Genomic DNA, 22,958 nt, shown 5'->3' with positions numbered 1-22,958 from the left:
CGCCAAAAGAGAGTGTATTTATAAGCCTGCTAATTATGCGCCTGTGTTTATATCACTGCAATGTGGGCAGCTTTTAAAGCTAAAACAAAAACGCACAGCCAGGGCTGTGCGTTAACGTGAGCTAGTAGAGCGATGGAGCGCCTTCCGGTCGTGTTTTGAAGCGCCGGTGCAGCCACATATACTGCTCTGGCGCCATCATGATGCACTTCTCAACAATAGTGTTCATCCATGCCGCGGTTGTCTCGGCATCGTCCAGCGGCGGGCTACATTCCGGCTCAAGGATAATGAGCTCGTAACCTTTACCGTCCGGCTTCCGGCGCGGTACAAAAGGCACCACACACGCTTTTGACATTTTTGCCAGCATCCAGGTGCCAGAGGTGGTTGCGGCATCCTTGACGGCGAACAGCGGCGCGAAGACGCTGGCGCGCGGGCCGTAATCGTGATCTGGGGCGTACCAGATAATTTCACCGTTCTTCAGCGCCCTGATCATGCCTTTCAGGTCTTTGCGGTCAATCATATCTTTGTTCGAGCGCATGCGACCCCAGGTTTGAAGCAGGTCGATCACCGGATTATCGTTTGGCCGATAAACCCCGATCCCAGGGTTATGGATACCGAACATACGAGCACCCATTTCCAGCGTCAGGAAGTGAATACCGATCAGTAAAACACCACGTCCCGAGTCCTGTACGGCGCGAATATGCTCAAGACCACTCGCATCCATCCAGCGGTTTACCCGTTTGGTCGGCCAGAACCAGGCTATACCCGTTTCCATCACGCCCATGCCGACGGACTCAAAATTCTTGACCACCATCTCATGACGTTCCGCTTCACTCTTTTGTGGGAAGCACAGCTCAAGGTTCCGATACGCAATTTGGGCACGACGCTTCATCAGCCGCATCGCCAGACGACCAATGGCATTACCGAGGCGATAGATAACCGGATACGGCAGCTGAACGACCAGCCAGAGTACGCCAATACCTAGCCAGGACGGCCAGTAGCGAGGGTGAAGCAACGCGGCAGTAAATTTGGGTAACTGGGTCATGTCATTCCTGTTATTACGAGCAACTGTCTCTATTGTCGCACTATTTTTCCGACAACCAAAACGGCTGCGTCACGACTGGAGAGTATTCATTCAATTTTTTTACGGCAAATCATTAATCGTGATGTGAATGTAGCGCAAAATGTGGGGATGTAAATTAACGATGATTGCTATATCATGCGCCCCGATTATTACTCACCATTCAATTTTGCAGGATAAGAACACCATGCCAGTGTTACATAACCGCATTTCGAATGAGACGCTGAAAGCGAAGATGCTGGCAGAAACCGAGCCACGCACCACTATCTCATTCTATAAGTACTTCACTATTGTTGACCCAAAAGCCACGCGCGACGCGCTGTACGTTGCGCTCTCTGCGCTTGATGTCTTCGGGCGAGTCTATCTCGCGCGCGAGGGTATTAACGCGCAGATTAGCGTGCCGGAGAGCCGCGTGGAGCAGCTGCGCGAGTGCCTGGACCGCTTTGATCCCGCTTTGAAAGGGCTGCGCCTGAACATTGCGCTGGATGATGATGGAAAATCATTCTGGGTGCTGCGCATGAAGGTTCGTGAACGCATCGTGGCTGATGGCATTGAAGATCCGACGTTTGATGCCAGCAACGTGGGTGATTACCTGAAGGCGGCAGAAGTGAACGCCATGCTTGATGATCCTGATGCGGTGTTTATCGATATGCGTAACCACTACGAATACGAAGTGGGGCATTTCGAACAGGCGATGGAAATCCCGGCGGATACCTTCCGCGAGCAGCTGCCGAAAGCGGTTGAGATGATGCAAGAACATAAAGACAAGAAGATTGTCATGTACTGCACCGGTGGTATCCGCTGCGAAAAAGCCAGCGCGTGGATGAAACATAATGGCTTTAATCAGGTCTGGCATATCGAAGGCGGCATTATTGAGTACGCGCGCCGCGCTCGCGAGCAGGGTTTACCGGTACGTTTTGTCGGTAAAAACTTTGTTTTCGACGAACGTATGGGCGAGCGTATATCAGACGACATCATTGCCCATTGCCATCAGTGCGGTACGCCGTGCGATAGCCATACCAACTGCCTGAACGACGGCTGCCATCTGCTGTTTATCCAGTGTCCTGCCTGCGCTGAGAAGTTTGAAGGCTGCTGTAGCGTAGCCTGTCAGGAAGAGCACAAACTGCCAGAAGAAGAGCAGCGTCTGCGTCGTGCCGGGCGTGAAAATGGCAATAAGATTTTTAACAAATCGCGTGGTCGCCTGAATACGCGTTTGGGTATCCCGGACCCGCAAACTGAGAATGATTAGTTAAAGTAGATCCAGGCGATGTCGAGAAGAGCCAGCAACAGCCAGAGCGCCAGATATAGCATGAGGTGTTCGCGGATGTTGTTGAGCAGGAAGTAGAACAGGCGACGCATAGCATTCTCGATTTAACGGCTCCGATCATTCGGGGCCGTTTTATTTTGTAGGCCGGATAAGCAACAGCGCCATCCGGCACTATGAGACAGATTGCCGGATGACGTTGAATCAGTCGTTAAAGCGGGACAGCGCAAACGGCGACAAATCATATGCAGGCGTTTTCTGCTGCGCGAACTGCGCGGCAATTTCCCCTAGCACGGTGGCAAACTTAAAGCCATGACCGCTCAGCCCACCGATAAACAGCACGTTCGGCTGGCCGGGCAGGGTGTCGATGATAAAATCTTCATCCGACGTGTTGTCATAGGTGCAGGCCGCGCCATACAGACAGCCGCCAATGCCTGGCAGGATCTGGCGCAGGAAGCTGAAGGCCTCAGAGCCGTCGGTTGCCACGGTGCCAAACGCTTTACGTTCTTCCGGGCTATTGATGACCTGACCGCCGTTATGCTTGCCAATTTTCAGCTCGTTTTCTACCGCCGGGAAACCGTAAAACTGGTCGCCGTTCGGAAGCTCACCGGTAAAAGCGGGGAAGTTATTTTTGCGGCTATAGCGACCATCGGCCTGGAACCAGGCAAAGACCTTACGTACAGGTTGGATGGGCAGTTCAGGGTAGAGCTGTTTAACCCAGGTTCCCGCCGTCAGCAGCAGTTTTTTGCCGCGCCAGTTTCCCTCGGAAGTTTCAATGGTGACGCCGTCGGCATCGCTGTGAATGGCGGTGACCGGGCAGTTGAACAGCTGCGCGCAGCCTGCATCTTTTGCCATGGCGATCAGCGTTTTCACCGCGAGTTCGCTTTTCAGTACACCGGAACTCGGCTCAAAGATAGCTTTGTAGTCATCCGGCACGCGAATTTCTGGCCAACGGGCCATGACCGCCTTGGCATCCAGGTGCTCAACCGCCAGGGCGAACTGCTCGGCACTTTTGGCGACGGTGTCCAGGAAGGTGGAATCAGCCGGGCCCAGGTTGACGACGCCGCTTTGCTCAAACAGCGCCTCACCGCTTGTGGCGGCCAGTTCATCCCACAGCGCTTGCGCGCGAAGCACCAGCGGTACGTATTTCTCGCCTTCACCGTAGGCGTGGCGCATCAGGCGGGTATCGCCGTGATGGCTCCCTTGCTGATGGGGCGGCATATGGGCATCGGTCATCAGCACATTTAAACCCGCTTTACGGGCGTAATAACCAGCCGCAGCGCCGACGGAGCCGCTGCCAATAATAATAAGATCGTATTCCATAGTCATTCCCGACACGATGAAAAGCGCAAAGCCAGAGTCTGGTAGAGTAATTAACCCACTGTTGTTATACAAGGGTGAAAATAATTAAGGCACCCGTAGGTGCCTGTTGGTCGTTAATACGACGAAAGTATCAGCATTAATGCCTGCGATACTCATTGACCTGGTAATCGCCAGACTCAATTTTGGCAATCCCGGCTTCCAGTATGGAAATAAACTGACGTGCGACATCGGTGGTTAGCCACAGGGTCTGGCCAACTTCAGCTTCTTTATTGCTCGATTGATTGGGGTCTTGGTAGTGCAGGCGCAGCATCATGGCATCGTAGCTATCAACGGTGCTGATGTCCCATCCGACGAGGGGATGGGTCTGGATGACTTCATTATTCTTTTCCATCATAACCCCTTCTTCATGTGTTAAAAGGCAACAACTCTCGAGGTTTAATGCAATTTTTTGTGAAGCTTTATCAGTATACAACAATTCAATAAATACTCGAGAATTGAAATCAAAAGCAACATAAATTCCTGAATAGACCGGCTGTTCGCACAATAAACAACCATATTGTTCATTGTTTTTGCAGCTAATCTAAAAGATGGGGATGAATGTGAAAATAACAAGCAGAAAAGAACGAAAAAAAGCCGGGGCGACCCGGCAAAAACACAATGAGGGAGCAAATATTAATCGGTGATGAACCAGTCGTCCGCACTCTCCCAGGTTTCCTGGAGGATCTCGCTGATGCGGTCTTTATCTTCTTTAATGCCGCCGATGACGGAGAGGTTGTTATTGGCCGCGTAGCGCACGCTGACGGTGCCTCCGCTATCCGGAAATTGGTCGTTAATACGGCGGGAAAGTTCGTCTGCCAGCGCATCTAGCGCCCCTGCAGGCAGTGCAGTGGTTTTTGCAACGGTAACTTCAATACGCATAATTGCCCCCTGTATAATATACTGTATATTTATACAGTTACCTTGCGGCTTTTACAACAGGGGGGGCGAAATTATTTTTTCACCGTCCAGCGCAGCGTTTCACCGGCCAGGAACGGCACCAGCGTATCGTCGCTGAGGGTGATGGTTTCGGCAACCTGGCTCTCTTCGCGTACCAGTTCGACATAATCTTCGTTCACCGGCAGGCCGTAGAAGCGCGGGCCGTTCAGGGAACAGAAGGCTTCAAAGTGCTCCAGCGCATTCATCTCTTCGAACACGGTAGCATAGCTACCCAAAGCCGTCGGGGCGTTGAAACAGCCTGCGCAGCCGCAGCTTGCCTCTTTGCGATGACGAGCGTGTGGGGCGGAGTCGGTGCCAAGGAATGCGCGGGTAAAGCCGCTGGCGACCAGTTCACGCAGCGCCTGCTGGTGAATGTTACGCTTCAGGATAGGCAGGCAGTACAGGTGAGGGCGAACGCCGCCAACCAGCATATGGTTACGGTTGAACATCAGATGCTGAGGGGTAATGGTGGCGGCAATCAGTTCGTTACCGTCGCGCACGTATTCCGCCGCATCTTTGGTGGTGATGTGTTCGAAGACGACCTTCAGGCCCGGCAGGCGTTGGCGCAGTGGTTCCATCACGGTGTCGATAAAGCGCGCTTCGCGGTCGAAGATATCAATCTCCGCGTGGGTGACCTCACCGTGCACCAGCAGCGGCATACCCAATTTTTCCATGCGCTCAAGCACTGGCATAATCGCATCGGTGCTGGTGACGCCGTGGCTGGAGTTAGTGGTGGCATTCGCTGGATACAGTTTTGCTGCGGTGAATACGCCCGCGTTAAAACCGCGCTCCAGCTCGTTTGGGTCGAGGGTGTCGGTTAAGTAGCAGGTCATCAGCGGCGTGAAGTTGTGCCCGGCTGGCACGGCGTCAAGAATGCGCTGGCGGTAGGCGATAGCCGCATCCACGGTGGTAATTGGCGGAACCAGGTTCGGCATGATAATCGCGCGGCCATACAGCTCACTGGTATACGGGACAACCGTTTTCAGCATCTCGCCATCGCGAAGATGGATATGCCAGTCGTCTGGGCGGCGAATTTTCAGAACTTGCGGTAATGCGGTCATTTGAGGCTCCGGCTGGTGGGATATCAGTCATTTTTTGCCGGGCACTAAGGATAAGCGTAAACGTTTTCCTTTGCATCCTTTTCCGTAAAATTTGTTTGTGAAAGCGGAGATGAACGTGGAGGCGCTGTTGCGCTACCTGTCAGTTGTAGGCCGGATAAGCAAAGCGCCATCCGGCAATGTGCCATAGTGTGCCGGATGGCGCTTTGCTTATCCGGCCTACAGTGAACAGTCTGGCAATTTAGGTACCACTAAATACAGTGGAACCTTAGTCAGTGAACGGGATAATAATTTCGCCTGGTTTAACCTCAATGCCTTTGGCGAATTTCTTCGCCAACGCTTCACCCTGGCTGGCATCTTCCTTCAGCACGTAGGCCGGTTGCTTATTGAAATACGTACGCAGCGACTGGTTAAGATAAGGGATCAGCGTTTGCACCACCGTTTGCATTTTCTCCGGGGTCACTTTCGCATCCTGGATCTCCATCTCCTGCAGATAGATAGCACCTTGTTCCTTGTTGAACACCGGTAGTGCTTTCAGCGTCAGAGCGATATTCGCTTTCTGGCTACCGAAAAGGGAATTCATATCCAGCTTGGCATCGCCGCTCAGCGTTACTTTGTTCGGTTCTTCACGCCCAATGGCGCTGGAGAGGTTGCTCAGGACGATATGGGCATCGGCAACGCCGGGCACGCCAATATCCTTAGAGAAATTATTCCGCTTCTGTAAAGCCTGATTAATTTCCTGCTCGCTGACGGAATACTGCGTGAGTTGATTGCAGCCAACCACCAGGCCGCTGACGATCAGTGCGGCAATAACAAACAATTTTTTCATGAGGTTCCTCAAGGTGAAGCGTTCTGTGCATCCTGACATAAAGCAGCATACCCTGTCAGTATGACTCTGACAGCGGAAAATACTGAAAGTGCCGTAGCGTAGGCATCCGGGACCACGTTTTAGTGGTAGAAAACACCTATTTTTACTGCAGAACGCTCACTCCGCACCCGGTTCTTTTGTTGCGTGTAGCACCAGAAGCGCGCACGTATCAAGCCTGCTTGTCTTTCGCGCCAGCGGTTTCGCCTGACGCTTTCTTCTCATTGAGAAAATCCGCATCGTTTACGGCGCTGTGGTCATCGTTCATGGCTTTTTTAAAGCCTTTCAGCGCTGCACCCAGGTCGGCGCCAAGAGAACTAAGTTTTTTGGTTCCAAACAGCAGAACAACAAGCACGACAATAACCAGGAGTTTGGTGACGCTAATTTCGCCCATGATGGTACCTTGCCAGGAAGTTAAAGAGCCGCTGTTGTGTAATGGCGGCTACGTCATTATTACGTTTGCGAATTTTCGCAAACCAGAGATTAAATTATTTGTCTCTTAATGGCATTGATGGTGCGTTCGACTGACTGATTAATAACCTCACGTATTTACCATGGCCAAGGCAAAGCCGACTGAAGCGATAACATCTTCAATTTGCCGGACTATCTCACTTTTTCTCATATTGCCAGCGGTAGGGCTTTTTTATCACAATGCATCATGACAGATTGTTGTTTTCATTGGTCGTCGTGGGAAGGTACAGTTAAACGACCAGGGTGTACGTCAGGTACAGGAGTAGTGAGATGTTTGGCTATCGCAGTAATGTGCCGAAAGTTCGGTTGACCACAGACCGGCTGGTCGTGCGTCTGATTCACGACCGGGACGCCTGGCGTCTGGCGGATTATTACGCCGAGAATCGGCAGTTTTTAAAACCCTGGGAACCTATTCGGGATGACAGTCATTGCTATCCATCCGGCTGGCAGGCGCGACTGTCGATGATCAATGAGTTTCATAAGCAAGGCACCGCTTTCTATTTCGCCCTGCTCGATCCTGAAGAGAAAGAGATTATTGGCGTGGCGAACTTCTCTAACGTGGTGCGCGGATCGTTCCACGCCTGCTACCTCGGCTATTCCATCGGCCAGAAGTGGCAGGGGCAGGGGATGATGTATGAAGCACTGACCAGCGCTATACGTTATATGCAGCGTACCCAGCATATTCACCGCATTATGGCCAACTACATGCCGCACAATAAGCGCAGTGGCGATCTGCTGGCGCGGCTGGGGTTTGAAAAAGAAGGCTACGCGAAGGACTACTTACTGATTGACGGCGAATGGCGCGATCACGTTCTGACCGCGTTGACCACCCCTCAATGGACTGCAGGTCGATAAGGAGACCCAAATGAAATATCAACTGAGCCCGCTGGAAGCCCGCGTGATTGGCTGCTTGCTGGAAAAGCAGGTCACCACACCGGAGCAATATCCACTCTCCATCAACGGCGTGGTGACGGCCTGTAATCAGAAAACCAACCGTGAACCGGTGATGACGCTCAGTGAAGCGGAAGTGCAGGATCAACTCGATACGCTGGTGAAACGCCACTACCTGCGCACGGAGAGCGGCTTTGGTAATCGCGTGACCAAGTATGAGCAGCGCTTTTGCAACTCAGAGTTTGGCGACCTGAAGCTGTCGACGGCGGAAGTGGCGCTGGTGACGACGTTGCTGCTGCGCGGTGCCCAAACACCGGGTGAACTGCGCGGTCGTGCGCAGCGCATGCATGAATTTGCTGATATGGCGGAAGTCGAAAATACCCTGGAACGTCTGGCTAATCGTGAAGATGGCCCGTTTGTGGTGCGTCTACCGCGCGAGCCGGGCAAACGTGAAAGCCGTTATATGCATCTGTTCAGCGGGGACGTTGACCTTCAGGCGATGACGGCACAAAACGGTGCGCCGGTGGCGGATGAGGGCCTGCTGGCTCGCGTCGAGATGCTTGAAGGTGAGGTCGCCGAACTTAAACAGCGCCTGGATTCACTGCTGGCGCACCTCGGGGAGTAAGCGTTATGGCGAAGATTCGCATTGGTGTGGTTGGGCTTGGCGGTATTGCCCAGAAAGCCTGGCTACCGGTATTGAGTGCCGCCACGGACTGGACGCTGCAGGCCGCCTGGTCACCGGGCAAAGAGAAAGCGCTGAAAGTATGCGAAACCTATCGCCTGCCTTACGCCGACTCGTTGGCCGCGCTAGCGGCGCAGTGCGATGCGGTCTTTGTACACAGCTCGACGGCCTCGCACTACGCGGTGGCGAGTGAGCTGCTGAACGCTGGCGTCCACGTCTGTGTGGATAAACCGCTTGCCGATAAGCTTGACGACGCGGAAAGGCTGGTGGCTCTGGCGGCACGCAAGAATCTGACGCTGATGGTCGGTTTTAACCGCCGCTTCTCGCCGCTTTATCGTGAGCTGAAAAAGCGCGCCGGGGAGATGTCGTCGCTGCGCATGGATAAACACCGCGCCGACAGCATTGGTCCGCACGATCTGCGCTTCACGTTGCTTGATGATTATCTTCACGTGGTGGATACCGCACTGTGGCTGGCGGATGGCAAAGCAACGCTCCATGATGGTGTCCTGCAAACCACCGACGAGGGTCATCTGTTTTACGCCGAGCACCATTTCAGTCAACCGGGGCTACAAATTACCACCAGTATGCACCGTCGTGCGGGCAGCCAGCGCGAGTGGGTGCAGGCGGTGGCCGACGGTGGATTGTTTGAGGTGACGGACATGCGTGAATGGCGCGAGGAGCGCGGTTCTGGCATCGTGACCCGGCCGATTCCAGGCTGGCAGACGACCCTTGAGCAGCGTGGGTTTACCGGCTGTGCGCATCATTTTATTCAGTGTGTGCAGAACCAGACGGTACCAGAGACGGCAGGGGAACAGGCGATAGCGGCGCAGCGAATTGTGGAAGGATTGTGGCGAGAGGCGATCCGCGAGTAGACAATACTGCCCTGTAGGCCGGATAAGCGAAGCGCCATCCGGCAATGTGCTAAATAATGCCGGATGGCGCTTCGCTTATCCGGCCTACGACTCTCCAGAGTAATCCGACACTAACCAGCTGTAACATCTGGCAGTAGCAATTCATCCCGAACCCGGTAGACTAACGCCACTTTTTTAGTGCTCATCCATCGAGCGCTTTAATCCGGGTTGTGGAATCACAAGTTAATGAATCTATTAAAATCGCTGGCAGCCGTCAGCTCGATGACCATGTTTTCACGCGTACTGGGATTTGCGCGTGACGCGATCGTAGCGAGGGTATTTGGTGCCGGGATGGCGACCGATGCCTTCTTTGTGGCCTTTAAGCTGCCAAACCTGCTGCGTCGAATTTTTGCCGAAGGCGCTTTCTCGCAGGCGTTTGTGCCGATTCTGGCTGAATACAAAAGCAAGCAGGGCGAAGATGCCACGCGGGTTTTTGTCTCCTACGTCTCGGGGCTGCTGACGCTGGCGCTGGCGCTGGTCACCGTTGTTGGGATGCTGGCGGCGCCGTGGGTTATCACCATTACCGCACCGGGTTTTGCCGACACCGCGGATAAGTTTGCCCTGACGACCCAACTGCTGCGCATAACCTTCCCCTATATTCTGCTGATTTCACTGGCCTCGCTGGTCGGCGCAATCCTCAACACCTGGAACCGCTTCTCCGTACCGGCCTTTGCGCCGACGTTCCTGAACGTCAGCATGATTGGTTTTGCGCTGTTTGCCGCGCCGCACTTCCATCCGCCGGTTCTGGCGCTGGCGTGGGCGGTGACCGTCGGCGGCGTGTTGCAGTTGGCCTATCAGCTGCCGCATCTGAAAAAAATCGGCATGCTGGTGCTGCCGCGCATCAACTTTAAAGATGCTGGCGCGGTGCGCGTGGTGAAACAGATGGGCCCGGCGATCCTTGGTGTCTCCGTGAGCCAGATTTCGCTTATCATCAATACCATTTTTGCCTCCTTTCTCGCGTCTGGCTCCGTCTCCTGGATGTACTATGCTGACCGTCTGATGGAGTTCCCGTCCGGCGTGCTGGGCGTAGCGCTGGGGACTATCCTGCTGCCGTCGCTGTCGAAAAGCTTTGCCAGCGGCAACCACGATGAGTACTGCCGCCTGATGGACTGGGGTCTGCGTCTGTGCTTCCTGCTGGCGCTGCCGAGCGCGGTTGCGCTGGGCATTCTGGCGAAGCCGCTGACGGTGGCGCTGTTCCAGTACGGTAAATTCACCGCCTTTGATGCCGCGATGACCCAGCGTGCGCTGGTGGCCTATTCTGTGGGCTTGATGGGGCTGATTATCGTTAAAGTGCTGGCACCGGGTTTTTACTCGCGTCAGGACATCAAAACGCCGGTTAAAATTGCTATCGTCACGCTGATTATGACGCAGGTGATGAACCTCGCGTTTATCGGCCCGCTGAAGCACGCGGGGCTGTCGCTGTCGATTGGTCTGGCGGCCTGTCTGAACGCCGCGCTGCTCTACTGGCAGCTGCGCAAGCAAAAGATCTTCACGCCGCAGCCGGGCTGGACGGCATTCTTAGTGCGTCTGGTTATTTCGGTGCTGGTGATGTCGGCGGCGCTGCTCGGCTTGCTGCACGTCATGCCTGAATGGTCACAGGGAACAATGCCTTATCGTCTGCTGCGCCTGGTTGGCGTCGTGGTGGCCGGGATCGCGGCCTATTTCGTCACGCTGGCTATTCTGGGCTTTAAGATTAAAGAGTTTGCACGCCGGACGGCGTAAAAGAAAGGCACTGCGCGGGGCACATTCTGTGGCCCCGCCGCCATTCAGACTGAATATTTCTTCGCGCTGCGCGCCACTGGGGCTCCTGCCGCCTGACCATCTTTGCCGTAAAGTCCGGTTTCCTGGAACGGCTTAAGCACGTCAATCGCCTGCTGATTGCGAAGGATCTGACCTTCCAACAACCAGCCGTTGTGCTGATTAAGACGACGCAGTTGCTGCGTGGTCTCGGTAATCACCTGCCAGCGGTCGCCAATATCTTCACGCGTTTCTCGCTGGGCGTCCTGTTCGACGCGACGCTGCTTCTCCAGATAGTCTAACGTAGCCAGCAGAGAGCTTTTCTCTTCAGTGATGCTGGCAAGCTGCAGGCCGTTGACGTTGCCTGCGGAGAGTTGCAGCTGTTCAGCATCCATCACCGCTTTCAGCGAGTTCAGGATGCTGGTCATTTGGTCCAGTATGGCTGACAAACCGCTCATCTCTTATTTACTCTGCAGATAATCTTGTGTGTCCTGAATCAGCGCGTCGGCGATTTTGCCGGTGTCCATTTTTAACTCGCCGTTACGGATAGCGGTTTTCAACTCTTCCACGCGAGCCATATTAATGTCACCGGCAGAGGAACGGGTTAATGCCGTTTGCGCGTTGCTTAACGTTACGCTGGCGCTGGTGGCTGTCGCCGTTTTTTCCGCCCGCACTTTTGGCGCGCTGGTCTCAGGGGTTTCACGCTGCTGGACGCTGGTAACCGCTTTCAGAGAAGATGTACGATCGATGCTCATGGTTCTTTCCTCATTGAGGCTCTTGTATGGCGCAGGCGCCGACTCTCTTAAATGTTAATTATCTATCGGCAAGCGACACATATTCTTTATAACGTTTATAGATTAATCAGAATATTCCCATCAGTATCGACCTGTCCGCTCACAATTTGGCCTGACGGCATCCGCACTCGCGCATTCTGCGTGACGGCGGCGTTGTTCATTGCCTGCCCTTCGCCGTTGATGCTAAAGCCTTCGCCCTGGGCAATCACCATCACTTTTTGTCCCGCTTTTACGCGCCATGACTGGCGCACCATCGACAACTGAAGCGGCTGGCCGATGGCGACGTCGCGCAGGCTGATAGCGTCCTGGGCCTGTGAAAGATTGAGCATCGTTCGTGGCGGTAGCTGATCGAGCCGCCCGCGCATCAGCGTCACGCTTTGCGCTTCAATGGGCGTACCGCGCACGATAGGCGCGGCGGCCACCACATATTCGCCCACGGCCTGCACGTTAACCTGCAAATACTGTTTCGCGTTCCCGCACTGCGCCACCACCGCCAAATTTCCCCACAGCCGCGAATTACCCGGCGTGCTGAACGCGGGCTCGTCGCACGCGAGCTTAAGGTTTTGCGTATTACGCAGCTTCACCGTGACTTCATTGCTGAAGCCCGTCAGGCGCTGGGTAAAAAATTCAGTGAGCTGCGTCTGGATATCGGCCGCTAAAGCCAATGGGCTAAAGACCAGTGCCGCAGTGATGAGAGGGGCAATGAGCTGACGCATGGAACGCTCCAGTGAAGAGATAATGCACGCATTTTACCCATCTTGTTGCCACATCAACGCAACAAATAGCGACGCATATTGCGTTTATTCCGTCGATGACGCGCGTGTAAGGGGATTTAAGCTGTCGGCTGAAACTTTGTCATTAGCGGAGGAGACATGCTCGACAAACTCGACGCCGCCTTACGTTTTCAGCAAGAAGCGCTGAACCTACGCGCTGAACGTCAGGAAATTCTGGCGGCTAATATCGCGAACGCGGATACCCCCGGGTATCAGGCGCGCGATATTGATTTTGCCAGTGAACTCAAAAAAGTAATGGCGCGCGGACGGCCGGAAAGCAGCGGCGTAGCGCTGACGCTGACCTCCGAACGCCATATTCCCGCGCAGACTGTCTCAACGCCAGAGGCTGATCTGCTTTACCGCATTCCCGACCAGCCTGCGATGGATGGCAACACCGTCGATATGGACCGGGAACGTACGCAGTTCGCCGATAACAGCCTCCAGTACCAGACCGGTCTTACGGTTCTTGGCGGACAAATCAAGGGCATGATGAGTGTCCTGCAGCAGGGGAACTAATCCATGGCATTACTCAATATCTTCGACGTCGCTGGGTCGGCGCTCACCGCGCAGTCCAAGCGTCTCAACGTCGCGGCCAGTAACCTCGCTAACGCCGACAGCGTCGCCGGGCCGGACGGTCAACCGTACCGCGCCAAGCAGGTGGTGTTTCAGGTGGATGCGCCAATCGGTGCGGCCACCGGCGGCGTGAAGGTGGCTGACGTGGTGGAAAGCCAGGAGCCGGACAAGCTGGTCTATCAGCCGGGAAATCCGCTGGCGGACGCCAAGGGCTACGTTCGTATGCCTAACGTGGATGTGGTGGGCGAGATGGTCAACACCATGTCGGCGTCGCGCAGCTACCAGGCCAACGTCGAGGTCCTCAACACCGTGAAAAGCATGATGCTGAAAACGTTGACGCTTGGACAATAAGGGAGATAACCGATGTCTATCGTAGCCAATATTAATGATACCACCAGCAGTAGTTCAGCTTCGTCGGCGCTGAACAGCACCGGGACCAACAGTTCATCTGATCTGCAAAGCAGCTTTCTGACGCTGCTGGTGGCGCAGTTGAAAAACCAGGACCCAACCAACCCGCTGCAAAACAACGAATTAACCTCACAGCTGGCACAGATCAGCACCCTGAGCGGGATTGAAAAACTCAATACCACGCTCGGTTCCATCTCCGGACAGATCGATAGCAGCCAGTCGTTGCAGGCCAGTTCTCTGGTCGGCCACGGCGTGATGATCCCGGGTTCGACCATTCTGGCGGGGAAAAGCAGCAGCGACGACAGCGTCGATACCACGCCGTTTGGTATTGAGCTAACGCAGGCAGCGGACAAAGTCACCGCCACCATTACTGACAGTAGCGGCAAGGTTGTCCGCACGTTGAACGTGGGGGCGCAGACCGCAGGCGTTCATACCTTTACTTGGGATGGCACGTTGGACGATGGCTCTGCGGCGCCGGACGGCGCTTATAAAGTCAGCATTGCCGCAAGCCAGGGGACAACACAGCTGGTGGTTCAACCGCTGCAGTTCGCGCTTGTGCAGGGCGTAACGCTCGGCAGCGATGGCAACAAATTGGATTTGGGAACCTACGGCACCACCACGCTGGATCAGGTTCGCCAGATTATCTAAGCCTTTAACTATTTCAGGAGAGACGTTATGGCCTTTTCACAAGCGGTCAGCGGTTTAAACGCGGCTGCCACCAACCTCGATGTTATCGGCAACAACATCGCCAACTCCGCCACCTATGGCTTTAAATCCGGTACCGCCTCATTTGCGGATATGTTTGCCGGTTCTAAAGTGGGTCTCGGCGTTAAAGTGGCGGGCATCACCCAGGACTTTACCGACGGTACCACGACCAGCACCGGACGTGCGCTGGATGTGGCCATCAGCCAGAACGGTTTCTTCCGTCTGGTCGACAGCAACGGCTCCGTTTACTACAGCCGTAACGGCCAGTTTAAGCTCGATGAAAACCGTAACCTGGTGAACATGCAGGGGCTGAGCGTCACCGGTTACCCGGCGACCGGCAACCCGGCAACCATCCAGCAGGGGGCCAACCCGGTTGCACTGACTATCCCGAATACGTTGATGTCGGCAAAAACGACGACGACTGCGGCGATGCAGATGAACCTGAACTCCACGGATGAGGCTATCGATACTACGGCCAAGCCATTCGATGCTACTGACCCAGATACCTATAACAAAAAAGGAACCGTGACGGTTTACGATAGTCTCGGGAACTCCCATGACGTTAACGTTTATTACGTCAAAACGGAGGCGAACAAATGGGACGTCTATACGCTGGATTCTAGCGATAGTAAGGCGACGGCGGTAAAAGCAGCGCAAATGTCGTTCAATGACAACGGTACGCTTGAGTCGGTGACCAGCTATGACTCGACGTCTACCGCGACCGGCATGTCGATTAATGTTGGCCTCAATTCGCTGAATGGCTCGGCAGCTGGTTCGTTCAACCTGAGCTTCCTCAACTCCATGCAGCAAAACACGGGCTCGAACGATATCGTTGCCACCACGCAGAACGGTTTCGCGCCGGGTAACCTGGTGAGCTACCAGATCAACGAAGACGGCACCGTGGTGGGGAACTACTCCAACCAACAGAGCCAGCTTCTGGGTCAGATCGTGCTGGCGAACTTCGCCAACAACGAAGGCCTGCAGTCCGAAGGCGATAACGTCTGGTCCGCGACCCAGTCTTCTGGCGTGGCGCTGCTGGGGACGGCAGGTACCGGTAACTTTGGCTCGCTGACTAACGGCGCGCTCGAGGCGTCCAACGTCGACCTGAGTAAAGAGCTGGTGAATATGATCGTGGCGCAGCGTAACTATCAGTCGAACGCCCAGACCATCAAAACCCAGGATCAGATCCTCAACACGCTGGTTAACCTGCGTTAATCGTCTAATAGGGTGACCTCATGGATCACGCGATATATACGGCAATGGGTGCCGCTAGCCAGACCATGCAGCAGCAGGCGGTCACGGCGAGCAACCTTGCCAATACATCCACGCCGGGCTTTCGTGCCCAGCTAACCGCCATGCGCGCGGTGCCGGTCGTGGGGCCGTCCGTTGAGACGCGTACTCTGGTGGCTGCTACCACGCCGGGTGCGGATATGACCCCAGGCCAACTGGACTACACCGCGCGTCCGCTGGATGTGGCCATTCAGCAGGACGGTTGGCTGGCGGTGCAGTCGGCAGACGGTACTGAAGGCTATACCCGTAACGGGAATATCCAGGTCAGCGCCACCGGGCAGCTCACCATTCAGGGCAATCCGGTGATTGGTGAAGCCGGGCCGCTGAGCGTGCCGGAAGGCTCGCAGGTGACCATTGCCTCTGACGGCACCATTTCCGCGCTGACGCCGGGCGACCCGCCAAACACGGTTTCTCCCGTCGGCAAGCTGAAGGTGGTGAAAGCGACGGCAACGGAAGTGACGCGCGGTGATGATGGACTGTTCCACCTCACGCCGTCGGCAATTGCGACGCGTGGGCCAACCTTACAGGCTGACCCAACGCTGCGCCTGCAGTCTGGCGTGCTGGAAGGCAGCAACGTAAAACCCGTGGCGGCAATGGCAGACATGATTGCCAGCTCACGCCGTTTTGAAATGCAGATGAAGGTTATCAGCAGCGTGGATGAAAACACGCAGAAAGCTAACCAGTTGCTGTCAATGAGCTAAGGAAAACTATGATCAGTTCATTATGGATCGCGAAAACCGGTCTCGACGCGCAGCAAACCAATATGGACGTTATCGCCAACAACCTGGCGAACGTCAGTACTAATGGTTTTAAGCGCCAGCGCGCGGTGTTTGAAGACTTGCTCTATCAAACCGTTCGCCAGCCGGGTGCGCAATCATCCGAACAAACGACGCTGCCATCAGGGCTGCAGATCGGTACCGGGGTGCGTCCCGTGGCGACCGAACGCCTGCATAGCCAGGGCAACCTGTCGCAGACCAACAACAGTAAAGACGTGGCGATCAAAGGCGACGGGTTCTTCCAGATCCTGCTGCCGGACGGCTCTTCGGCCTATACCCGTGATGGTTCGTTCCAGGTTGACCAGAACGGTCAGTTGGTGACCGCCAGCGGCTATCAGGTGCAGCCAGCAATCACCATTCCGGCGAATGCTATCAGCATCACTATCGGTCGTGACGGTATCGTCAGCGTGACTCAGCAGGGGCAGGCTAACCCGGTTCAGGTTGGGCAGTTGAACCTGTCGACCTTTATGAACGACACCGGGCTCGAGAGTATTGGTGAAAACTTGTACATCGAAACCCAGGCTTCCGGTGCGCCGAACGACACCACGCCGGGGCTGAACGGTGCGGGTCTGCTGTATCAGGGTTATGTCGAAACCTCTAACGTCAACGTGGCGGAAGAGCTGGTTAACATGATTCAGGTGCAGCGCGCGTACGAAATTAACAGTAAAGCGGTATCGACGACTGACCAGATGCTGCAAAAACTGACGCAGCTGTAAGGCTTCGCCGGGTGTTCCCCGGGGTCGCTTCGCTCGTCCTGGTTGCCGGATGGCGGCTGGCGCCTTATCCGGCCTACGAATTGTAGGCCTGATAAGACGCGTGAGCGTCGCCATCCGGCGTTTTGTAGCCCGGACGAGCGAAGCGGCTCCGGGATCTCTCCGGACAAACATTGAGATTCAGAAGAAGAAAGCAATGCAAAAATCCGCAGCGTTTCGTTATCCGCTTTTAACCATTGTCGCACTCAGCGTGGCAGGGTGTGCTCTGGTGCCGTCTAAGCCGCTGGTGGAAGGGGCGACGACCGCCCAGCCGATTCCTGGCCCGGTCCCGGTGGCGAATGGCTCTATTTTCCAGACCGCGCAGCCGATTAACTACGGCTACCAGCCGCTGTTTGAAGACCGTCGTCCGCGCAATATCGGCGATACGCTGACTATCGTGCTGCAAGAAAACGTCAGTGCGAGCAAAAGCTCGTCGGCCAACGCCAGCCGCGATGGCAAAACGAATTTTGGCTTTGACACCGTACCGCGTTACCTGCAGGGCCTGTTTGGCAATGCGCGCGCCGATGTTGATGCCTCCGGTGGCAACACCTTTAACGGTAAGGGCGGTGCAAACGCCAGTAATACCTTCAGCGGCACGCTGACGGTGACCGTCGATCAGGTGCTGGTCAACGGCAACCTGCATGTCGTGGGTGAAAAGCAGATTGCTATCAACCAGGGCACGGAATTTATCCGCTTCTCCGGGGTGGTTAACCCGCGCACCATCAGCGGCAGCAACACCGTACCTTCTACCCAAGTGGCGGATGCGCGCATCGAATATGTCGGCAACGGCTATATCAACGAAGCGCAGAATATGGGCTGGCTGCAGCGCTTCTTCCTTAATTTATCGCCGATGTAACGAGGTGAACCATGTTTAAAACTCTGCTAACCCTGGCGCTGGTGCTGGTCACCGGCCTGGCGCACGCCGAACGCATTCGCGACCTCACAAGCGTACAGGGAGTGAGGGAAAACTCGCTGATTGGCTATGGCCTGGTGGTGGGGCTTGATGGCACGGGTGACCAGACGACGCAAACGCCGTTTACCACCCAGAGTCTTAACAACATGCTCTCCCAGTTAGGGATCACCGTGCCTGCAGGCACCAACATGCAGCTGAAAAACGTAGCGGCGGTGATGGTCACCGCGCAGCTTCCGGCGTTTGGCCGCCAGGGGCAGAACATCGACGTGGTGGTCTCCTCTATGGGTAACGCCAAAAGCCTTCGCGGCGGTACGCTGCTGATGACCCCGCTGAAAGGCGTGGACAGCCAGGTGTATGCGCTGGCGCAGGGCAACATTCTGGTCGGCGGCGCTGGTGCGGCCGCTGGCGGCAGCAGCGTGCAGGTGAACCAGCTGAATGGCGGACGCATCACCGGCGGGGCGACCATTGAACGTGAACTGCCTACGCAGTTTGGCGCAGGTAACACCATCAACCTGCAGCTGAACGACGATGACTTCACCATGGCGCAGCAGATTGCCGACACCATTAACCGTCGCAGCAGCCTCGGTAACGCCACCGCGCTGGATGCGCGTACGGTACAGGTGCGCGCACCGGTGGGCGGCAGCGGCCAGGTACGTCTGCTGGCGGATATTCAAAACCTTGAGGTGGGTACCACACCGCAGGATGCGAAGATCATCATTAACTCCCGTACCGGCTCTGTCGTGATGAACCGCGAAGTGACGCTGGATAGCTGTGCCGTCGCGCAAGGTAACCTGTCCGTTACCGTCAACCGCTCTGCGCAGGTGAACCAGCCGGATACACCGTTTGCTGGCGGCCGTACCGTCGTCACACCGCAAACGCAAATTGACCTTCGCCAGAGCGGCGGTTCGCTGCAAAGCATTCGTGCTAGCGCCAACCTGAATAACGTGGTGCGTGCGCTGAACGCGCTGGGGGCAACGCCAATTGAACTGATGTCGATTATCCAGGCGATGCAAAGCGCAGGCTGCCTGCGTGCCAAGGTGGAGATTGTCTGATGCTGACCGACAGCAAATTACTGGCGAGCGCCGCCTGGGACGCGCAGTCGCTGAACGAACTGAAAACCAAGGCCGGGCAGGATCCGCAGGCCAACCTGCGGCCGGTAGCGCGTCAGGTGGAGGGGATGTTCGTGCAGATGATGCTGAAAAGCATGCGTGAAACGCTGCCGAAAGAGGGTCTTTTCAGCAGCGAACAAACGCGGCTCTACACCAGTATGTATGACCAGCAAATCGCCCAGCAGATGACGGCAGGCAAAGGCCTGGGCCTGGCGGAAGAGATGGTCAAACAGCTGTCGGCACAGCAACAGGAGCCAGCCGACAACGTTGGCCAGGTGCCGATGAAGTTCGATATGCAGACGGTTACCAGCTACCAAAACGCCGCGCTGACGCAGATGGTGCGTAAAGCGCTGCCGAAGGCGCCGGACAATAGCGACACGCCGCTTTCCGGCGACAGCAAAGACTTCCTCGCCCAGCTGTCGCTTCCGGCGCGGCTGGCGAGTGAGCAGAGCGGTATTCCTCACCACCTGATTCTGGCGCAGGCTGCGCTGGAGTCCGGCTGGGGGCAGCGACAGATCCGTCGGGAAAACGGCGAGCCAAGCTTCAACCTGTTTGGTGTGAAAGCGTCCGGTGACTGGAAGGGCAAGGTGACGGAAATCACCACCACGGAGTTTGAGAACGGCGAGGCGAAGAAGGTGAAAGCGAAGTTCCGTGTCTACAGCTCGTATCTGGAAGCGCTGTCGGACTATGTGAATCTACTCACCCGCAATCCACGCTATGCGGCGGTGACCTCGGCATCAACGGCGGAGCAGGGCGCACAGGCGTTGCAGAACGCTGGTTACGCCACTGACCCGCAGTATGCGCGCAAATTAACCAGCATGATTCAGCAGTTGAAAGCGATGAGCGATAAGGTCAGCAATGCCTACCGTAACGACATCGAAAATCTGTTCTGACGAGCCTCAAGTTTGCCGTCCGCCATCCGATAAGTAATACCATGGTCTTAAGAAGGAGCGTTCATGTCCAGTTTAATTAACAGCGCGATGAGCGGGCTGAGTGCCGCACAATCTGCACTGAATACCACCAGTAACAACATTTCCAGCTATAACGTTGCTGGCTACACCCGTCAGACGACGGTGCTGGCTGCAGCCAACAGCACGCTTGGCGCGGGCGGTTGGGTGGGCAATGGCGTTAATGTCTCCAGCATTCAGCGTGAATATAACGCCTTTATCACCAACCAGTTGCGTTCGGCGCAGAGCCAGAGCAGCGGATTGACGGCGCGTTACGATCAGGTCTCTAAGCTCGATAACATGTTCGCCAGCACGACCAATAATATCTCGACGACCCTACAGGATTTCTTCAGCAGCCTGCAGACGCTGGTTAGCAACGCCGAAGATCCGGCGGCTCGCCAGACTGTGCTGGGTAAGGCTGATGGCGTGGTGAACCAGTTCAAGGTTGCCGACCAATACCTGCGCGATCAAGACAAGCAGATCAACCTGAGCATTTCGTCGACCGTTGATCAGATAAACAACTACACTTCGCAGATTGCCAGTCTGAACGACAAGATCTCGCGTCTGACCGGCGTCGGTGCTGGCGCATCGCCAAACGATCTGCTGGACCAGCGCGATCAACTGGTGAGCGACCTGAACAAGCTGGTGGGCGTTGAAGTCAACGTCCAGGACGGCAGTACCTACAACATCACTATGGCAAATGGCTATACGCTGGTGGCGGGGACGAAGTCTAACCAACTGGCGGCGGTACCGAGCAGCGCCGATCCTACGCGCACGACCGTGGCTTATGTGGATAACGTGGCGGGCAATGTTGAGATCCCAGAAAAGCTGCTGACGACCGGTTCACTGGGCGGCATGTTGACGTTCCGCTCTCAGGATCTGGACCAGACGCGCAATAGTCTTAATCAGATGGCGCTGGCCTTCGCTGACGCCTTCAACACGGTGCATCAGCAAGGTATCGATGCCAACGGCGACACCAAAAAGGACTTCTTCAGCTTCGGTAAACCGTCCGTGCTGGCAAATAGCAAAAATATCGGTGATGCCGAGCTGACGGCAACCGTTACCTCATCATCTGCGGTACAGGCGACGGATTACCGCGTGGTGAAAACCGACAGCGGTTGGCAGGTGACGCGTACTTCCGACAACACCACCGTGAAGCTGGATGCGGATAGCGATGCAACTACGCTGAAATTTGACGGCCTGGCGGTTTCTATTGGCGGAACGGGCGCGGCGAATACCGGTGATAGCTTCACCGTTAAACCGGTCAGCGACACTATCGTCAACATGAAAGTCGCTATCAGCAGCGAGTCTGAAATTGCGATGGGGCTGCCGGACACTAACGGTGACAGCATCGGTGAGAGCGATAACCGTAACGGCCAGGCGCTGCTGGATCTGCAAAACAGTAAAGTGGTTGGCGGCTCGAAGAGCTTCAGCGATGCGTACGCGGCGCTGGTGAGTAGTATCGGTACCAAAACGTCGACGCTGAAGAGCAGCAGTACCACGCAAGCAAACGTGGTCACCCAATTAACAGAGCAGCAGCAGTCTATCTCCGGGGTTAACCTTGATGAAGAATACGGCAACCTGCAGCTCTATCAACAGTACTATCTGGCCAATGCGCAGGTGCTGCAAACCGCAAGCACCATCTTCGACGCATTAATTAATATTCGCTAAGAAGAGGGACCATCATGCGCGTTAGTACCTTAATGATGTACCAGCAAAACATGCGAGGCATTACTGATTCTCAGTCTGCATGGTTGAAATATGGTGAACAGATGTCGACCGGCAAGCGGGTTAACCGCGCGTCGGATGACCCGGTTGCGGCCTCGCAGGCGGTCGTGTTGTCGCAGGCGCAGGCGCAGAATAGCCAGTTTGCGACGGCGCGTGGCTTTGCGACACAGCGAGTGTCGATTGAAGAGAGCACGCTCTCACAGGTGACCACGGCCATTCAGTCGGCGCAGGAAAAGATCGTTAACGCCGGTAACGGTACGTTAAGCGATGATGACCGCGCCTCTTTGGCAACCGAACTGCAGGGGATTCGTGACCAGATCCTCAACCTGGCAAACAGCACCGACGGTAACGGGCGCTATATTTTTGCCGGTTATAAAACTGACACCGCGCCGTTTAACGACAACGGCGATTATGTTGGCGGCGCTATCAACGTTGAGCAACAGGTCGACTCTTCGCGTACCATGGTGATTGGCCATACGGGTAACCTTGTGTTTGATAGCGCGACCAGCAACGCGAAGCCGGATGCGGATACCAACATTTTCCAGTCTCTTGATTCGGCCATTAAAGCGCTGCAAACGCCGCTCGAGAATGAAGATGATGATACGGTAAAAGATTCGGTATCAGCGGCAATTGACCGCACCAACCGTAGTCTGAGCAACTCACTGAATAACGTGCTGTCCGTGCGCGCCGAACTGGGTACCCAGCTCAACGAACTGGATAAGCTCGATTCACTGGGGGATGACCGTGCGCTGGCGCAAACCCAGCAGATGAGCAACCTGGTCGACGTAGACTGGAACGAAACGATTTCGAATTACACCATGCAGCAAACCGCACTACAGGCAGCGTACAAAGCGTTTACGGATATGCAGGGAATGTCGCTGTTCCAACTGAATAAATAAAACATGTAGGTTTTGACATATCTGGAAACTGGGTAT

At 55.4% G+C, this 22,958-nt stretch carries 27 protein-coding genes; 16 read left to right on the top strand and 11 right to left on the bottom strand.

Annotation, left to right across the window (positions count from 1 at the left end; all coding sequences use genetic code 11):
• Nucleotides 1-121: 121 nt before the first annotated feature.
• Complete coding sequence (locus ACH1XZ_RS08305) at nucleotides 122-1,042, bottom strand: Kdo(2)-lipid IV(A) acyltransferase (RefSeq protein WP_395595149.1); 921 nt, start codon at nucleotides 1,040-1,042, stop codon at nucleotides 122-124.
• 223 nt (nucleotides 1,043-1,265) lie between these two features.
• Here ACH1XZ_RS08305 and trhO point away from each other — a divergent pair, with 223 nt between their 5' ends.
• Complete coding sequence (trhO, locus tag ACH1XZ_RS08300; RefSeq protein WP_395595148.1) at nucleotides 1,266-2,327, top strand: oxygen-dependent tRNA uridine(34) hydroxylase TrhO; 1,062 nt, start codon at nucleotides 1,266-1,268, stop codon at nucleotides 2,325-2,327.
• On the opposite strand, the gene ACH1XZ_RS08295 is transcribed toward trhO, so the two are convergent.
• The 7 genes from ACH1XZ_RS08295 to tatE all read right to left on the bottom strand — a co-directional run bounded on the left by ACH1XZ_RS08295 (nucleotide 2,324) and on the right by tatE (nucleotide 6,957).
• Entirely contained in the window at nucleotides 2,324-2,437 is a 114-nt protein-coding gene (locus tag ACH1XZ_RS08295; protein WP_395595147.1) for a DUF2770 family protein, read from the bottom strand. The genes trhO and ACH1XZ_RS08295 overlap by 4 nt on opposite strands.
• A gap of 109 nt (nucleotides 2,438-2,546) precedes the next feature.
• A complete protein-coding gene (solA, locus tag ACH1XZ_RS08290; RefSeq protein ID WP_395595146.1) occupies nucleotides 2,547-3,665 on the bottom strand; it encodes an N-methyl-L-tryptophan oxidase in 1,119 nt (372 codons plus the stop codon).
• A 136-nt stretch (nucleotides 3,666-3,801) separates the two neighbouring features.
• Nucleotides 3,802-4,056, bottom strand: coding sequence for a biofilm formation regulator BssS (gene bssS / locus ACH1XZ_RS08285; protein ID WP_035896892.1), 255 nt, complete (start codon nucleotides 4,054-4,056; stop codon nucleotides 3,802-3,804).
• A gap of 281 nt (nucleotides 4,057-4,337) precedes the next feature.
• Nucleotides 4,338-4,583, bottom strand: coding sequence for a DNA damage-inducible protein I (dinI, locus tag ACH1XZ_RS08280; RefSeq protein WP_270501927.1), 246 nt, complete (start codon nucleotides 4,581-4,583; stop codon nucleotides 4,338-4,340).
• Nucleotides 4,584-4,654: 71 nt separating this feature from the next.
• Nucleotides 4,655-5,701, bottom strand: a complete 1,047-nt coding sequence (gene pyrC / locus ACH1XZ_RS08275) for a dihydroorotase (RefSeq protein ID WP_395595145.1) — start codon at nucleotides 5,699-5,701, stop codon at nucleotides 4,655-4,657.
• Nucleotides 5,702-5,966: 265 nt separating this feature from the next.
• Nucleotides 5,967-6,527: a lipoprotein gene (locus ACH1XZ_RS08270; protein ID WP_035896888.1), complete on the bottom strand. Its 561-nt coding sequence runs from the start codon at nucleotides 6,525-6,527 to the stop codon at nucleotides 5,967-5,969.
• A gap of 208 nt (nucleotides 6,528-6,735) precedes the next feature.
• On the bottom strand, nucleotides 6,736-6,957 hold the full coding sequence (gene tatE, locus ACH1XZ_RS08265) for a twin-arginine translocase subunit TatE (RefSeq protein ID WP_395595144.1): 222 nt from the start codon (nucleotides 6,955-6,957) through the stop codon (nucleotides 6,736-6,738).
• Between the two features lie 347 nt (nucleotides 6,958-7,304).
• On the opposite strand from tatE, the gene rimJ reads away from it, so the two are divergent.
• The 4 genes from rimJ (at nucleotide 7,305) to murJ (ending at nucleotide 11,240) form a co-directional block, all read left to right on the top strand.
• The gene (rimJ, locus tag ACH1XZ_RS08260) at nucleotides 7,305-7,889 is read left to right on the top strand and encodes a ribosomal protein S5-alanine N-acetyltransferase (protein ID WP_035896479.1); all 585 of its coding nucleotides are present in this window, start codon (nucleotides 7,305-7,307) and stop codon (nucleotides 7,887-7,889) included.
• A 10-nt stretch (nucleotides 7,890-7,899) separates the two neighbouring features.
• A complete protein-coding gene (locus ACH1XZ_RS08255) occupies nucleotides 7,900-8,550 on the top strand; it encodes a YceH family protein (RefSeq protein WP_395595143.1) in 651 nt (216 codons plus the stop codon).
• Nucleotides 8,551-8,555: 5 nt separating this feature from the next.
• Nucleotides 8,556-9,479: a Gfo/Idh/MocA family protein gene (locus ACH1XZ_RS08250; RefSeq protein ID WP_395595142.1), complete on the top strand. Its 924-nt coding sequence runs from the start codon at nucleotides 8,556-8,558 to the stop codon at nucleotides 9,477-9,479.
• A gap of 225 nt (nucleotides 9,480-9,704) precedes the next feature.
• Entirely contained in the window at nucleotides 9,705-11,240 is a 1,536-nt protein-coding gene (murJ, locus tag ACH1XZ_RS08245) for a murein biosynthesis integral membrane protein MurJ (protein ID WP_395595141.1), read from the top strand.
• A 44-nt stretch (nucleotides 11,241-11,284) separates the two neighbouring features.
• Here murJ and flgN read toward each other — a convergent pair whose 3' ends face one another.
• The 3 genes from flgN to flgA form a co-directional block, all read right to left on the bottom strand.
• Nucleotides 11,285-11,713, bottom strand: coding sequence for a flagella biosynthesis chaperone FlgN (flgN, locus tag ACH1XZ_RS08240; RefSeq protein WP_395595140.1), 429 nt, complete (start codon nucleotides 11,711-11,713; stop codon nucleotides 11,285-11,287).
• 3 nt (nucleotides 11,714-11,716) lie between these two features.
• Nucleotides 11,717-12,010, bottom strand: coding sequence for a flagellar biosynthesis anti-sigma factor FlgM (flgM, locus tag ACH1XZ_RS08235; protein ID WP_035896484.1), 294 nt, complete (start codon nucleotides 12,008-12,010; stop codon nucleotides 11,717-11,719).
• Between the two features lie 95 nt (nucleotides 12,011-12,105).
• The gene (gene flgA, locus ACH1XZ_RS08230) at nucleotides 12,106-12,765 is read right to left on the bottom strand and encodes a flagellar basal body P-ring formation chaperone FlgA (protein WP_395595139.1); all 660 of its coding nucleotides are present in this window, start codon (nucleotides 12,763-12,765) and stop codon (nucleotides 12,106-12,108) included.
• A gap of 156 nt (nucleotides 12,766-12,921) precedes the next feature.
• Here flgA and flgB point away from each other — a divergent pair, with 156 nt between their 5' ends.
• From flgB to flgL, 11 genes are all read left to right on the top strand, one after another.
• Nucleotides 12,922-13,338 (top strand): flagellar basal body rod protein FlgB, encoded by a 417-nt coding sequence (gene flgB, locus ACH1XZ_RS08225; protein WP_035894208.1) that lies wholly within the window; start codon nucleotides 12,922-12,924, stop codon nucleotides 13,336-13,338.
• A 3-nt stretch (nucleotides 13,339-13,341) separates the two neighbouring features.
• A complete protein-coding gene (gene flgC, locus ACH1XZ_RS08220) occupies nucleotides 13,342-13,746 on the top strand; it encodes a flagellar basal body rod protein FlgC (RefSeq protein ID WP_035894207.1) in 405 nt (134 codons plus the stop codon).
• Between the two features lie 12 nt (nucleotides 13,747-13,758).
• Complete coding sequence (gene flgD, locus ACH1XZ_RS08215) at nucleotides 13,759-14,451, top strand: flagellar hook assembly protein FlgD (protein WP_270501923.1); 693 nt, start codon at nucleotides 13,759-13,761, stop codon at nucleotides 14,449-14,451.
• Nucleotides 14,452-14,478: 27 nt separating this feature from the next.
• Nucleotides 14,479-15,723, top strand: a complete 1,245-nt coding sequence (flgE, locus tag ACH1XZ_RS08210; protein ID WP_395595138.1) for a flagellar hook protein FlgE — start codon at nucleotides 14,479-14,481, stop codon at nucleotides 15,721-15,723.
• Between the two features lie 20 nt (nucleotides 15,724-15,743).
• On the top strand, nucleotides 15,744-16,499 hold the full coding sequence (locus ACH1XZ_RS08205; RefSeq protein WP_395595137.1) for a flagellar basal body rod protein FlgF: 756 nt from the start codon (nucleotides 15,744-15,746) through the stop codon (nucleotides 16,497-16,499).
• 8 nt (nucleotides 16,500-16,507) lie between these two features.
• Nucleotides 16,508-17,290, top strand: coding sequence for a flagellar basal-body rod protein FlgG (gene flgG, locus ACH1XZ_RS08200; protein ID WP_035894201.1), 783 nt, complete (start codon nucleotides 16,508-16,510; stop codon nucleotides 17,288-17,290).
• Between the two features lie 193 nt (nucleotides 17,291-17,483).
• Nucleotides 17,484-18,182, top strand: coding sequence for a flagellar basal body L-ring protein FlgH (flgH, locus tag ACH1XZ_RS08195; RefSeq protein ID WP_035894212.1), 699 nt, complete (start codon nucleotides 17,484-17,486; stop codon nucleotides 18,180-18,182).
• An 11-nt stretch (nucleotides 18,183-18,193) separates the two neighbouring features.
• Nucleotides 18,194-19,291 carry a flagellar basal body P-ring protein FlgI gene (locus ACH1XZ_RS08190; protein ID WP_395595136.1) on the top strand — a complete coding sequence of 366 codons (1,098 nt, stop codon included), beginning with the start codon at nucleotides 18,194-18,196 and terminating at the stop codon, nucleotides 19,289-19,291.
• Nucleotides 19,291-20,241: a flagellar assembly peptidoglycan hydrolase FlgJ gene (flgJ, locus tag ACH1XZ_RS08185; protein ID WP_395595135.1), complete on the top strand. Its 951-nt coding sequence runs from the start codon at nucleotides 19,291-19,293 to the stop codon at nucleotides 20,239-20,241. Before ACH1XZ_RS08190 ends, flgJ begins: the two co-directional genes overlap by 1 nt.
• Before the next feature lie 63 nt (nucleotides 20,242-20,304).
• Nucleotides 20,305-21,966, top strand: a complete 1,662-nt coding sequence (flgK, locus tag ACH1XZ_RS08180) for a flagellar hook-associated protein FlgK (RefSeq protein WP_395595134.1) — start codon at nucleotides 20,305-20,307, stop codon at nucleotides 21,964-21,966.
• A 14-nt stretch (nucleotides 21,967-21,980) separates the two neighbouring features.
• Complete coding sequence (flgL, locus tag ACH1XZ_RS08175) at nucleotides 21,981-22,922, top strand: flagellar hook-associated protein FlgL (RefSeq protein ID WP_395595133.1); 942 nt, start codon at nucleotides 21,981-21,983, stop codon at nucleotides 22,920-22,922.
• The last annotated feature ends 36 nt before the right edge of the window (nucleotides 22,923-22,958 follow it).

The sequence above is a fragment of the Kluyvera chengduensis genome (assembly GCF_044197065.1).
GTDB classification, from domain to species: Bacteria; Pseudomonadota; Gammaproteobacteria; order Enterobacterales; family Enterobacteriaceae; genus Kluyvera; species Kluyvera ascorbata_C.
The sequence above is the reverse complement of the archived record's forward strand: the minus strand, read 5'-3'. Positions and strand labels throughout refer to the sequence as shown.